The following is a 13074-nucleotide window of genomic DNA, read 5'->3' as shown; positions in this document are numbered from 1 at the left end:
ACCCTCCTCAAGGACTCCGGCCTTTAACTCGCCGACTTAGCTCTCATCCTGCTCAGGCACGCCACCATCCGCGTCATAAATCGAATCTACCATCTGAGATGCCACTTCTTCGCCTTCCGAGCTCAGCTCTTGCTGACTCTCGACGGCGCTCTCCATCAGTATGCCTTCCGAGTGAGCGAGGCTCTGGTAGATCGTCCCTGCGGCCATGGCCGGGGCCTCCCCTATCACTTTGACGTTTGACTGAGTCACGGCATCGGTGATCTGGCCGTTAAGCGGGGTTGGGAATGCCATTGCTTTCTCCTTGTGAAGAGCCACGGTGGAGTGGCGGGTGTGTACGGGCTGTTCGCCAGTCCACGCGTCATTATGGGAAATGACTATACGCCTAGCCATGTAAATTCCGTACACATCCCAATCTGTTGCTGCAGGCAATCACTCACGAGGCCGCTACAGGCCGCCCCACTGGAGGATCGCGCCATGCACCTCGAGGCCTTCAACCCGGCTAAAGCAAGCATCATGATATTCGGCATGTTATCCTGTGTGCTGTTCCGCAGCATTCCGCTCAACACCGCTGCGGCACAGGATAAAATACCGGACAAGATTTGATGTTTGCGGCACTTGAAGCCGCGCAGAATAAGGCTTTGAGTACCATCATGTTACTGATGATCGACAACTACGACAGCTTCACCTATAACCTGGTGCAGTACTTTGGCGAGTTGAAGCAGGACGTACGCGTGTTCCGCAACGACGAGATCACGCTGCAGGAAATCGAAGAACTGGCGCCGAAATACCTGGTGGTATCCCCCGGCCCCTGCACCCCGAACGAAGCCGGCGTATCCGTCCCCGCCATCAAACACTTTGCCGGCAAGCTACCCATCCTCGGCGTCTGCCTCGGGCACCAGAGCATCGGCCAGGCTTTCGGCGGCAACATCATCCACGCCAAGCAACTGATGCACGGCAAGGTATCGCCGGTCACCCACTTGGACAAAGGCGTGTTCCGCGGCCTTCCCTCTCCTGTAACCTGCACCCGCTATCATTCGCTGGTGATCGAGCGCGAAACGCTGCCGGATTGCCTGGAGATCACCGCCTGGACCGACGACGGCGAGATCATGGGCGTGCGCCACAAGACGCTGCCGATCGAGGGCGTGCAGTTCCATCCGGAATCCATCCTGACCCAGCACGGCCACCAGATGCTCGACAACTTCCTCAAGGAGTTTGCCTGATGATTACCCCGCAGGCCGCGCTGAACCGTCTGATCGACGGTAACGAGCTGTTCTACGACGAGATGCTCGACCTGATGCGCCAGATCATGCGCGGCGAGGTCTCGCCGGCGCAGCTGGCCGCCATTCTGGTCGGCCTGCGCGTCAAGGTGGAAAGCGTGCTGGAAATCGCCGCCGCCGCCACCGTGATGCGCGAATTCGCTACCCATGTCCCGGTGACGCACCGCGAACACCTGGTCGACACCTGCGGCACCGGTGGCGACAAGTCGCACACCTTCAACATCTCCACCACCTCCGCCTTCGTCGCCGCCGCGGCCGGCGCGCGTGTCGCCAAGCACGGCGGGCGTTCGGTCTCGTCGAGTTCGGGCAGCGCCGACGTGCTGGAAGCGCTGGGCGTGAACCTGGCGCTGACGGCGGAACAAGTGGGTCGTTGCATCGACGAGATCGGCGTTGGCTTCATGTTCGCCCCCAACCACCACAGCGCGATGAAGTACGTGGCGCCGGTGCGCAAGGAACTGGGCGTACGCACTATCTTCAACATCCTGGGCCCGCTGACCAACCCGGCCGGCGCCGACAACCAACTGATGGGCGTGTTCCACCCCGATCTGGTCGGCATCCAGGCACGCGTGCTCAAGCAGCTCGGCAGCCGCCACGTGATGATCGTGCACGGCAGCGACGGGCTGGATGAACTCACCCTGTCCGGCCCCAGCATGGTGGCCGAACTGAAGGATGGCGACATCCGCGAATACCAGCTCGACCCGCGCGATTTCGGCCTGGAGTTGAGCGAACTCAACGCCCTGCGCGCCGAATCAGCACAAGCTTCCAAGGACATGCTGCTGGCCGTACTGGCCGGCCAGCCCGGCCCGGCACGCGACATCGTGCTGCTGAACGCCGGTGCCGCCATCTACACCGCCGACGTGACCGGCACCCTGGCCGACGGCATCGCCAAGGCGCGCGAAATGATCGACAGCGGCGCCGCGCGCGCCAAGCTCGATCAGCTGGTGGCACTCAGCCAGTCTTTCTCAGCCTGAACATTGGGCGGCCGGTTTCCCCGGCCGCTTTACCCTTTTTGTCTCCCGGGAACAATAAAAGCACATGAGCGCACCGTCCAAAGACATCTTCAAGGCTTACGATATCCGCGGCATCGTCGGCAAGACCCTGACCAACAAGACGGCCTACCAAATCGGCCGCGCCATTGGTTCCGAAGCCCGAGACCGCAAGGTCAAGGCCATCGTGGTCGGCCGTGACGGCCGCCTGTCCGGCCCCGAGCTGTGCGAAGCACTGGCCGAAGGCATCGTGACCGCTGGCGTCAACGTCATCGACGTCGGCCGCGTCGCCACGCCGATGCTGTACTTTGCCGCCTACGAACTGGGCACGCTGTCCGGCGTGATGGTCACCGGCAGCCACAACCCGCCGGACTACAACGGTTTCAAGATGATGCTGGCCGGCGACACACTGGCCGGTGACGACATCCAGAAACTGTACCAGCGCATCGTCGACGAGGATTTCGCCGAGGGCAATGGCCAGTACCAGACCCACGACATCGTAGAAGCCTACCTTGATCGCATCACCAGCGACATCAAGCTGGAGCGCCCGCTGAGCATCGTGGTCGATTGCGGCAACGGCGTGCCGGGTGCCTTCGCCCCGGTGCTGTACCGCCGCCTGGGCTGCCGCGTGCGTCAGCTGTTCTGCGACGTGGACGGCACCTTCCCCAACCATCACCCGGACCCGGCCAAGCCGGAAAACCTGCAGGACGTGATCGACGCACTCGCCAAGACCGACGCCGAGATCGGGCTGGCCTTCGACGGCGACGGCGACCGCCTCGGCGTGGTCACCAAGGAAGGCAACATCATCTGGCCGGACCGCCAGCTGATGCTGTTCGCCGCCGACGTGCTAGAGCGCAACCCCGGCGCCAAGGTGATCTACGACGTCAAGTCCACCCGACTGCTTGGGCCCTGGATTCGTGACAACGGCGGCGAGCCGGTGATGGCGCGCACCGGTCACAGCTTCATCAAGGCCAAGATCAAGGAAACCGGCGCGCTGCTGGCCGGCGAGATGAGCGGCCACGTGTTCTTCAAGGAACGCTGGTACGGCTTCGACGACGGCATGTACGCCGGCGCCCGGCTGCTGGAGGTGCTGTCGCGCGTCGAGGACCCGAACGCGCTGCTCAACGCGCTCCCCAACGCCGTGTCCACGCCGGAACTCAACCTCAAGATGGAACACGAGGGCGAGAACCACGCGCTGATCGAGAAGCTGCAGCAGACCGCGCGCTTCGACAACGCCGAATCGGTGATCACCATCGACGGCCTGCGTGTGGAATACGCCGACGGCTTCGGCCTGATGCGTGCCTCCAATACCACGCCGGTGATCGTGTTGCGCTTTGAAGCCGACAACGAGGCGGCGCTGGAACGCATCAAGAACGATTTCCGCCAGGTGTTGAGCGCGGCCACGTCGGCCCCGCTGCCATTTTGATCCACCCACAATCACTTGAGAGATAGGGCCTGGCCCAGTAGGTGAGCGAGCCAAAGCCGCCACCTAATGAACCAGGTCCATGACGGGGACAGGTTGCTGCCTGTCCCTTGCCTTTGAAAGGACCCGCATGTACGCCCAAGCTGCTACCGTCATGACCACGGTGCGTGACCTGCTGCGCTTCGCCGTCTCCCGCTTCAACGATGCCGGCCTGAGCTACGGCCACGGCACCGACAACGCCTACGACGAGGCCGCCTACCTGGTACTCTCCACCCTCAAGCTGCCGCTGGACCAGCTGGAACCGTTCCTCGACGCCAAGCTGCTGCCGACCGAAATCCAGGACGTGATCGACATCATCGAGCGCCGCGCCGAGGAACGCATCCCGGCCGCCTACCTCACCCACGAGGCCTGGCAGGGCGAATTCAGCTTCTACGTCGACGAGCGGGTGATCGTGCCGCGCTCCTTCATCTTCGAACTGCTGGGCGAGCCGCTGGCGCCGTGGATCGAGCACCCGGAGCTGGTGCACCGCGCGCTCGACCTGTGCACCGGCTCGGGCTGCCTGGCGATCCAGCTGGCGCACCACTACCCGGATGCCGAGATCGACGCCGTCGACATCTCGCTTGACGCGCTGGAAGTGGCCTCGATCAACGTCCAGCGCTATGGCCTGGAAGACCGCATCCAGCTGATCCACACCGACCTGTTCCAGGGCTTGGAAGAGAAATACGACTTGATCATCTCCAACCCGCCCTACGTGGACGAGGAATCGGTCGACGAACTGCCGCCGGAATACCTGCACGAGCCGGAACTGGCGCTGGGCTCGGGCCGCGACGGCCTGGACGCCACGCGCGAGATCCTGCGCCGCGCACCGGAGTTCCTCACCGAGCACGGCGTGCTGCTGGTCGAAATCGGCCACAATCGCGACGTGCTGGAAGCCGCCTTTCCGCAGCTGCCGTTCATGTGGATGGAAACCAGCGGCGGCGACGGCTTCGTGTTCCTGCTGACCCACGACGACCTGGTCAACAACCCGATCTGACCCCTCTCTACAAACGCTTCGGCCAACCCCGCAAGGTTGGCCGAAGTGCTGTCCACAAGCCTCGTTTCCAAGGCGCATGGCGATTACAGGTACTTGAGTCCATGCTGCTGGATCAACGAGGCGGCGGTCATCACCATCAAACTTCCCACCACCACATCCAGCACGCGCCAGCTGCGCTCCTGACGGAACAGCGGCGCCAGCTTCATGCTGAACACCCCGATGGCGACGAACCACAGCACCGACGCCGTGGTGCTGCCGGCCAGGAACGACAATTTTGCCTCACTGCCGTACGCCGCCGACAGGCTGCCGATCAGAATCACGGTATCGAGCCAGACGTAAGGGTTGAGCAAGGTCACCGCCAGCAAGGTGCGGATCACCTGGCTGCGGTCGCGCACGCTGTCGCCCTCGGCCCGCAAAGTGGCCGGCGAGCAGGCCGAGCGGAACGCCTTGATGCCGAGCCACAGGATGAACGCCGCGCCGGCCCACGTCACCAGGGGCAGGAAACCGGGGATGGCCTGCACCAGGCTGCCCATGCCGAACACGCCGGCGGCGATCAGCAGCAGATCGCAGGCGATGCAGATCAGCACGATGGGCAGGACATGGCTGTGGCCGATGCCCTGGCGGATGACGAAGGCGTTTTGCGGGCCGATACCGACGATCTGGCCGAGCGACAAGGAAAAAGCGGCGAGGGCCACCTGAGTGTTGAACATGGCAAGCTCCGGAAAAGCAATCTTTCCGGGAGCATAGCCTCGCGCTAAAAATAAATAAAACTAATAAAAATTATGCAATATAAGAAATATTAATGTTCGAGCCGGCTTGCTGCCACAGCACCCACTCGATCAGTGCCTCCGCCGGCACCGGGCGGGAAATCGCGTAACCCTGCCCCAGGGTACAGCCCAGTTCCAGCAGCCGCTCCCAGATGGCCTTGCTTTCCACTCCTTCGACCACCAGCTGCCTGCCGGTATAGCGGGCAAAAGCGACCATGCTGTGGATGATCGCCTCGTTGCCCGGCGCCTCCAGCAGCACCCGGACGAAGCTCTGGTCGATCTTGATCGTGTCGAACGGCAACTGCTGCAGATGCACCAGCGAAGAGGCTCCGGTGCCAAAATCGTCGAGCGCGATCGAGATGTTGAGCCGACGACAACGCTCCAGCTTGTGCACCACCTGCTCCGCCTCCTTCTGGGAGACGCTCTCCAGCACTTCCAGCTCGAGCAAGCCGGCGGCAGCGGGGTAACTGGCCAGCAACAGTTCGATCCCGGCCAGGAAACCCTCCTGTTTGAGCGTCATGGCCGACAGGTTGACGCTGACCTTGATGACATGACCCGCCGCCCTCCAGGCGGTGATCTGCTTCAAAGCCTGGCGCAGCACCCACCAGTCCAGCTCGCGCATCAGGTCGGTATGCTCGATCGCCGGAAAGAACTCGCCGGGTGACACGAATTGGCCCTGACGCTTCCAGCGCACCAGCGCCTCCACCCCCTGCAGCATCTCGCTGCGCAGGTCGATCTTGGGCTGATAAAACAGCTCCAGCGCATTGTTCGCCAGGGCGTCGGCAAAGGCGGTCCGCAGGCTGTGGATGCGCTGGATCTCCTCGTCCATGCGCTGGTCGTAATGGCGGTACTGGTTGCCCCCGGCCTCCTTGGCGCGCGCCAGGGCGAGTTCGGCACGCCGCAGCAGCGTCGCCGCATCGCAGTCCTCACGGCCCCCTACCACCACCCCGCAACTAGAGCGCACGTCCACCCACTGGCCAAGACATTCCGCCGGTTCGCGCATCACCTGCAGCAGCCGGTCCAGCAAGCCCTCCAGCCGGTCGATGAACGAGGTGGCGATGACGAAACGGGCGGCGCCGACACGGCCGACCCGCCCCGTGTCGGCCAGGCACTGCTCCAGGCGTCGGGCCGCCTCGCACAGTATCAGGTCCCCACCCTCATGCCCCAGCCGGGCGTTGATCTGATGGAAGCCGTCGATGGCCAGGGCGATCACCGCCACCGGTTCGCCGTCGTCGCCCTGCTCGATCCGCCCCTGGATCAGCGCCTGCATGTTCTGCCGGTTGGGCAAGCCGGTCAGCGGATCGTGGTCCGACAAGTAGCGGACCCGGGCCTCCGCCCGAGAGCTGCGATCCAGCGCGTCCTGCCGCTCCAGAGCGTGGCCGATTTCGCTGGCCATGGTCTGCACCAGGCTTACCTTGTCGATATCGAAGAAATCCAGCGTGCGGGAATGCAGCGTCAGCGTGCCGACCACCTTGCCCTGCATGAACAGCGGCACCGCCAACAGGCTCTTGATGCCCTCGCGCTCGAACATGGCACGCCAGGGGGCCATTGCCGGCTCGGTTTCGCAGCAATTGACCACCTGCGGCATCATGGTCAGCACCGCCTGACCGGTCGGGCCGCGGCTGTAGGGGCTATCGGGGTCGAGCGACAGGGCGCGCGACAACTGACGGATGAAGTCGGTGGATTGCGGCCCGGCGAAGACCTTGTATTCGAGGCGGTTGGTCGCGGTATCGATCCAGCTGATGCCGGCGTAGGTCGCCCCACCTTTTTCGACGCAGGTTGAACAGATGGAGTGAAACAGTTCTTCTCTGCTGCGGGCATGAATCAGCGCCAGACTCACCCCGCTCAGGGTGGCGTACATCCTCGACATGTCGAGCATATGCCGGTGCTGCAGCTCGGCCTCGGCCTGGATGGACTGCTGGAAGCCCTGCAATTGCAGCAGCATGTCGAGCAGGATGCGTTTGCGTATCGCCCGGGTCAGGGGGCGCCGGACTTCGTCCGGATAGTGCGCGTCGTTGAGGCGCCCCAGCATGTGCGACAGGTAGCGCTCGTAGGCACCCGCCACCCATACCATGCTGACGCCCAGGCGGTGATGCATCTGGCCGAGAGCGACAACCTTTTCGGCCTGCATCGGCGTGAGCGGCTCCGAGACCACGCCCTCGAAATAGTCCATCTGCTGGCTGATCAGGCGATCCAGGTCCCGCCCCTCCATGGCCGGCAGCAAGGCCGACGTTTCCGGATTCTTCAGCAGGTACCAGTAGAATTCCTTCCCCAGCACGTCGCGGCGCAGTAAAAGCTTGTCTTGATGCAGCCGTATGGTGTTGCTGTCTTCCGGGCGGAAGCCGAGCAGGCGGCTGAGCGAACGCAATGGCTCCTCACCATGGCTAGTCTGCATAGTGTCCCCAGTCTCCCCAACCTTGGCCGAAGCCGGTCGTGTGCTTTATTATGATCTGATCATGTATTGATCAGGCGGCTTGTGCCGTTCGTGCTAGAGCCTAGCAGATTTGCTTTGACCCTACCAACAACATTGCCATATCAAGCCTCCTCCCAAGCTGGAACCCGGAAACATGCTCGATCCCAAGCTGCTGCAGGCACTCGCTACCGTCGTCGAAAACGGCGGGTTTGACAAGGCTGCCAAAGTACTATTCCTGACCCAGTCCGCCGTCTCCCAGCGGATCAAGCAGTTGGAAGAACGTCTGGGGCAGCCGGTGGTAACGCGCACCAGCCCCGTCGACGCCACGCCGCATGGCCGCCGCCTGATCCAGCACTTCCGCCAGCTCACGCTGATGGAGGCCGAACTGATGGAGACGCTGCAGGCCGGCGACGGGCTCGCGGGGTTTTCCACGCTGGCGGTCGCAGTCAACGCCGACAGCCTCGCCACCTGGTTCCTCGACGCCGCCCGGCCGGCACTGGAAACGGCCCGGCTGCTGCTCGACATCCGCGTCGACGACCAGGAACACACGCATGAGCTGCTGCGCAGCGGCCACGTCAGCGGCTGTGTCAGCAGCCGCAGCCAGACCATCCAGGGCGGCGAGAGTCATTACCTCGGCTCGATGCGCTACCTCTGCCTGGCCGCGCCGGGCTTCATTGCCCGCTATTTTGCCGACGGCGTCGGCCCTGCCGCACTGAACGCCGCGCCGGCCCTGCTGTACGACCGCAAGGACAGCTTGCATCAGGCGTTTCTGCAGCGGCAATTGGGATATTCCCTCGACTTCCCGGCCCTGACCCTGCCGTCGGTGCAAGGCTTCCTCGATTACACCCTGGCCGGCATCGCCTACAGTCTGATTCCGGAAGGCATGGCCGCACCGGCGCTGGCCGACGGACGGCTGATCGACCTCGCCCCGGGCAAATACCTCGACGTGCCGCTCTACTGGCACCACTGGCAGATGGAGGCCTCGCTGGCGCGCCGGCTGACCGCCACCGTCATCGAACAAGGGCGGCGCGCGCTGCGCCAATGCCCCGACAACCGACTCGCATGAAAAAACGGACGCCGAAGCGTCCGTTTTTGATTGTTGCCTCTAGTTCCTGCGGGAGCGGCTCAACCCACCCACTTGCGCGCCGAGGCGAACATGCGGAACCAGGCGCCGTTCTCGCCCCAGTCGGCCGGATGCCACGAGTTCAGCACGGTGCGGAATACGCGCTCCGGGTGCGGCATCATGATGGTGAAGCGGCCGTCGGCGGTGGTGACGCCGGTGATACCGGCCGGCGAACCGTTCGGGTTCAGCGGGTAGGTCTCGGTCGGCTGGCCGGCGAAGTCGATATAGCGCAGCGCCGTGATCACCTGTTCCTGATTGCCCGGCGCGAACACCGCGCGGCCTTCACCGTGGCTCACCACCACCGGCAGCTGGCTGCCCGCCATGTCGGCCAGGAAGATCGACGGCGACGCCGGCACCTCGACCATGGCGAAACGCGCCTCGAACTGTTCGGAAGCGTTGCGGTGGAACTTCGGCCAGTGCTGGGCCCCCGGAATGATGCCGGACAGGTTGGACATCATCTGGCAGCCGTTGCACACACCCAGCGCGAAGGTATCGGCGCGCTGGAAGAAGCCTTCGAACTCGTCGCGGGCCCGGGCGTTGAACAGGATGCTCTTGGCCCAGCCCTCGCCGGCACCCAGCACGTCGCCGTAGCTGAAGCCGCCGCAGGCCGCCAGACCCTTGAAGTCGGCCAGCGACACGCGCCCGCCGATGATGTCGCTCATGTGCACGTCGACTGCGTCGAAGCCGGCACGGGTGAACGCCGCCGCCATTTCGATCTGGCCGTTGACGCCCTGCTCGCGCAGGATGGCGATGCGCGGGCGCGAACCGGTGGCGATGTACGGAGCGGCCGGATTGGCGTTGACGTCGAACGACAGCTTGGCGAACAGACCGCTCGAGGCGGTATCGTCGAGTTGAGCGTATTCGCTGTCGGCGCAGGCCGGGTTGTCGCGCAGGCGCTGCATGCGGTAGCTGGTTTCCGACCAGGCGCGCTGCAGTTCGAGACGGCTCTCGTCGAGCAGGGTCTCATCCTGGTGCTGGATCACCAGGCGCTCGTCGCCGTTGACCGAGCCCAGCACGAACAGCGCGCGCTCCAGGCCCGCCTTGACGAAGCGGGAGATCACCTCGGCGGTGTGCTGCTTCGCCACCTGGATGACGGCGCCCAGCTCCTCGTTGAACAGCACGCGCATCACGCGGCCGTGCGCGGCCGCTTCCGGCGTCGGCGGCACGAAATCGTCCAGGAAGGCCTGGGTGTTCTTGCGCTCGATCAGCAGTTCCTGCAGGTCGACGGTCACGCCGACGCGGCCGGCGAACATCATCTCGGCCAGGGTGGCGAACAGGCCGCCATCGGCGCGGTCGTGATAGGCCAGTACCAGTTGGTCGGCCAGCAGCGACTGCATGGTGTTGAAGAAGCCCTTCAGCTCGGCCGGGCTCTCCACGTCCGGCGCCTGGCCGTCCATCGCCTTCCACACCTGCGCCAGCGCCGAACCGCCCAGGCGGCAGCGGCCGTGACCCAGGTCGATCAGGATCAGGTCGGTCTCGGTATCGTTCTTCAGTTCCGGCGTCACGGTCTTGCGCACGTCGGACACCGGCGCGAAGGCCGACACGATCAGCGACAGCGGCGCCGTCACCGCCTTCTTCTCGCCCCCCTCTTCCCACACCGTCTTCATCGACAGCGAATCCTTGCCCACCGGCACGCTCACGCCGATGTCCTGGCACAGGCCGGACAACGCTTCCACGGTCTGGTACAGCTTGGCATCTTCACCCGGGTGGCCGGCGGCGGCCATCCAGTTGGCCGACAGCTTGACGTTGCCGAGATCGCCGACGTTGGCCGAGGCCAGGTTGGTCAGCGCCTCGCCCACCGCCATGCGGCCGGAAGCCGGTGCCGAGAACAGCGCCAGCGGCGTGCGCTCGCCCATCGCCATGGCTTCGCCGCGGTAGGTGTTGAAGCCCATGGTCGTGACGGCGGCATCCGCCACCGGCACCTGCCAGCGGCCCACCATCTGGTCGCGCGCGGTCATGCCGCCCACGGTCCGGTCGCCGATGGTGATCAGGAACGACTTGTCGGCCACCGACGGCAGGCGCAGCACGCGATAAGCGGATTCACGCAGATCGAACACCGACGCGTTGAACGGGCGCTGCGGCACTTCCACGCTCTTCACGTCGCGGGTCATGCGCGGCGGCTTGCCCAGCAACACGTTCAGCGGCATGTCGACCGGCTTGTTGTCGAAGATGTCGTCGCGCACCTGCAGGTGACCGTCGTCGGTCGCCACGCCCAGCACCGCGAACGGGCAGCGCTCGCGCTCGCAGATGGCGGTGAAGACGTCGAGGTCCTCCGGCAGGATGGCCAGCACGTAGCGCTCCTGCGACTCGTTCGACCAGATCTGCATCGGCGTCATGCCCTTCTCTTCGAGGTGCACCTTGCGCAGCTCGAAGATGGCGCCACGGCCGGCATCGTTCACCAGCTCAGGGAAGGCGTTGGACAAGCCGCCCGCGCCGACGTCGTGAATCGACACGATCGGGTTCTTGTCGCCACGCTGCCAGCAGCGGTCGATGACTTCCTGGCAACGGCGCTCGATTTCCGGGTTGCCGCGCTGTACCGAATCGAAATCCAGGTCTTCGCTGTTGGCGCCGGTGTCCATCGAGGACGCCGCACCGCCGCCCAGGCCGATCAGCAGGCTCGGGCCGCCCAGCTGGATCAGCAGGGCGCCTTCCGGGATGATGTTCTTGCGGATCTGCTGGTGCTGGATGTTGCCCAGACCGCCGGCGATCATGATCGGCTTGTGATAGCCGCGCATTTCGCCCTCGAACAGCTCTTCGAAGGTACGGAAGTAACCGGTCAGGTTCGGTCGGCCAAATTCATTGTTGAAGGCGGCGCCGCCGATCGGCCCGTCCAGCATGATCTGCAGCGCCGAGGCGATGCGGCCCGGACGGCCGTACTCGGCCTGGCTCTCGCCGTACACTTCCCACGGCTGCTTAAAGCCCGGGATGTTCAGGTTGGAAACGGTGAAGCCGGTCAGGCCGGCCTTCGGACGCGAGCCGCGGCCGGTCGCGCCTTCGTCACGGATCTCGCCGCCGTTGCCGGTCGAGGCGCCGGGGAACGGCGAGATCGCGGTCGGGTGGTTGTGCGTTTCCACCTTCATCAGGATGTGCGTCGGCTCGGAGCGGAATGCGTACTGATGGTCGTCCGGATTCGGGTAGAAGCGCTCGATCTCGGCGCCCTCAATCACCGAGGCGTTGTCGTTGTACGCCACCAGGGTGCCCTGCGGGTGCGCCTCGTGGGTATCGCGGATCATGCGGAACAGCGATTTCTGCTTTTCTTCGCCGTCGACGATGAACTGCGCATTGAAGATCTTGTGGCGGCAGTGTTCCGAGTTGGCCTGGGCGAACATCATCAGTTCGACGTCGGTCGGATTGCGCCCCATGCGGGTGAAGTTCTCGACCAGGTAGTCGATCTCATCCGGCGACAGCGCCAGGCCCAGGTTGCCGTTGGCGGTCACCAGCGCCTCCCGACCCCCGCCGAGAATATCCACCGTGGTCAGCGGCTGCGGATCGACGTGGGTGAACAAGCGGTCGGCCTCGTCGAGCGAACCCAGCACGGTTTCGGTCATGCGGTCGTGCAGCAGGCCGGCCAGCACGCGGCGCTGCTCGTCGGAAAGCGGGGAGGACGACTGCACATGGAAGGCCGTGCCGCGCTCGATGCGGTGAATGCCCTCCAGCCCGCAATGCTGGGCAATATCGGTAGCCTTGGAAGCCCAGGGCGAGAGCGTTCCCAGGCGCGGGGTAACAAGGAACAGTTCGCCCGTGGGAGCGGTGGCAAGCGGCGGCTCGCCGTAGGTCATCAGCTTGGCCAGAACCGATTGCTCTTCTTCGGAGAGCGCCCGATCGCTTTCGACAAAATGCCAGAACTCGGCATCGAGCGTGAGCGGAGGCAAACCGGCCTCGCGCGCAGCGGTCAGGAGTTTGTCCAAACGGAACTGGGACAGGGCAACACCGCCCCGCAGCTTGAGAATGTGCGACATTCAACACCCGCGACAATTATCAGGAAAGCGCGTAATAATACAGCAAAAACCCTTGGAATTTAAGGTCGGCCGCCATTTTGCCGGGCAAAATTC

At 64.3% G+C, this 13074-nt stretch carries 10 protein-coding genes; 6 read left to right on the top strand and 4 right to left on the bottom strand.

Annotated elements, in window-relative coordinates; translation table 11 throughout:
- Window positions 1–36 precede the first annotated feature (36 nt).
- A complete protein-coding gene (locus tag PSEMAI1_RS0109025; protein WP_024302560.1) occupies window positions 37–291 on the bottom strand; it encodes a RebB family R body protein in 255 nt (84 codons plus the stop codon).
- 183 nt (window positions 292–474) lie between these two features.
- Between PSEMAI1_RS0109025 and PSEMAI1_RS22300 the strand changes: the two genes are divergently transcribed.
- From PSEMAI1_RS22300 to prmB, 5 genes are all read left to right on the top strand, one after another.
- A complete protein-coding gene (locus tag PSEMAI1_RS22300; protein ID WP_255327047.1) occupies window positions 475–603 on the top strand; it encodes a hypothetical protein in 129 nt (42 codons plus the stop codon).
- Between the two features lie 47 nt (window positions 604–650).
- A complete protein-coding gene (locus PSEMAI1_RS0109015; RefSeq protein WP_024302559.1) occupies window positions 651–1220 on the top strand; it encodes an aminodeoxychorismate/anthranilate synthase component II in 570 nt (189 codons plus the stop codon).
- The gene (gene trpD, locus PSEMAI1_RS0109010; protein WP_024302558.1) at window positions 1220–2248 is read left to right on the top strand and encodes an anthranilate phosphoribosyltransferase; all 1029 of its coding nucleotides are present in this window, start codon (window positions 1220–1222) and stop codon (window positions 2246–2248) included. The genes PSEMAI1_RS0109015 and trpD overlap by 1 nt, the downstream gene beginning before the upstream one ends.
- A gap of 64 nt (window positions 2249–2312) precedes the next feature.
- Entirely contained in the window at window positions 2313–3689 is a 1377-nt protein-coding gene (locus tag PSEMAI1_RS0109005) for a phosphomannomutase/phosphoglucomutase (RefSeq protein ID WP_024302557.1), read from the top strand.
- Between the two features lie 127 nt (window positions 3690–3816).
- Complete coding sequence (gene prmB / locus PSEMAI1_RS0109000; RefSeq protein ID WP_024302556.1) at window positions 3817–4719, top strand: 50S ribosomal protein L3 N(5)-glutamine methyltransferase; 903 nt, start codon at window positions 3817–3819, stop codon at window positions 4717–4719.
- Between the two features lie 83 nt (window positions 4720–4802).
- On the opposite strand, the gene PSEMAI1_RS0108995 is transcribed toward prmB, so the two are convergent.
- Together PSEMAI1_RS0108995 and PSEMAI1_RS0108990 are read right to left on the bottom strand one after the other, a co-directional pair.
- Window positions 4803–5429: a LysE/ArgO family amino acid transporter gene (locus tag PSEMAI1_RS0108995; protein WP_024302555.1), complete on the bottom strand. Its 627-nt coding sequence runs from the start codon at window positions 5427–5429 to the stop codon at window positions 4803–4805.
- A gap of 70 nt (window positions 5430–5499) precedes the next feature.
- Window positions 5500–7881 carry an EAL domain-containing protein gene (locus PSEMAI1_RS0108990; protein WP_024302554.1) on the bottom strand — a complete coding sequence of 794 codons (2382 nt, stop codon included), beginning with the start codon at window positions 7879–7881 and terminating at the stop codon, window positions 5500–5502.
- 172 nt (window positions 7882–8053) lie between these two features.
- On the opposite strand from PSEMAI1_RS0108990, the gene PSEMAI1_RS0108985 reads away from it, so the two are divergent.
- Complete coding sequence (locus PSEMAI1_RS0108985; RefSeq protein ID WP_024302553.1) at window positions 8054–8965, top strand: LysR family transcriptional regulator ArgP; 912 nt, start codon at window positions 8054–8056, stop codon at window positions 8963–8965.
- Between the two features lie 59 nt (window positions 8966–9024).
- Here the strand turns inward: PSEMAI1_RS0108985 and purL are convergent, their stop codons facing one another.
- Complete coding sequence (purL, locus tag PSEMAI1_RS0108980) at window positions 9025–12981, bottom strand: phosphoribosylformylglycinamidine synthase (protein ID WP_024302552.1); 3957 nt, start codon at window positions 12979–12981, stop codon at window positions 9025–9027.
- Between the last annotated feature and the right edge of the window lie 93 nt (window positions 12982–13074).

The sequence above is a fragment of the Pseudogulbenkiania sp. MAI-1 genome (assembly GCF_000527175.1).
Lineage (GTDB): Bacteria > Pseudomonadota > Gammaproteobacteria > Burkholderiales > Chromobacteriaceae > Pseudogulbenkiania.
Note: the sequence above shows the minus strand (reverse complement) of the source record. Positions and strands in the feature narration are given on the sequence as shown.

Excerpts from the sequence above, each read along its gene's own strand:
- PSEMAI1_RS0109025 (WP_024302560.1), bottom strand. The coding sequence starts at position 291 with ATGGCATTCCCAACCCCGCTTAACGGCCAGATCACCGATGCCGTGACT.
- PSEMAI1_RS22300 (WP_255327047.1), top strand. The coding sequence starts at position 475 with ATGCACCTCGAGGCCTTCAACCCGGCTAAAGCAAGCATCATGATATTC.
- PSEMAI1_RS0109015 (WP_024302559.1), top strand. The coding sequence starts at position 651 with ATGTTACTGATGATCGACAACTACGACAGCTTCACCTATAACCTGGTG.
- trpD (WP_024302558.1), top strand. The coding sequence starts at position 1,220 with ATGATTACCCCGCAGGCCGCGCTGAACCGTCTGATCGACGGTAACGAG.
- PSEMAI1_RS0109005 (WP_024302557.1), top strand. The coding sequence starts at position 2,313 with ATGAGCGCACCGTCCAAAGACATCTTCAAGGCTTACGATATCCGCGGC.
- prmB (WP_024302556.1), top strand. The coding sequence starts at position 3,817 with ATGTACGCCCAAGCTGCTACCGTCATGACCACGGTGCGTGACCTGCTG.
- PSEMAI1_RS0108995 (WP_024302555.1), bottom strand. The coding sequence starts at position 5,429 with ATGTTCAACACTCAGGTGGCCCTCGCCGCTTTTTCCTTGTCGCTCGGC.
- PSEMAI1_RS0108990 (WP_024302554.1), bottom strand. The coding sequence starts at position 7,881 with ATGCAGACTAGCCATGGTGAGGAGCCATTGCGTTCGCTCAGCCGCCTG.
- PSEMAI1_RS0108985 (WP_024302553.1), top strand. The coding sequence starts at position 8,054 with ATGCTCGATCCCAAGCTGCTGCAGGCACTCGCTACCGTCGTCGAAAAC.
- purL (WP_024302552.1), bottom strand. The coding sequence starts at position 12,981 with ATGTCGCACATTCTCAAGCTGCGGGGCGGTGTTGCCCTGTCCCAGTTC.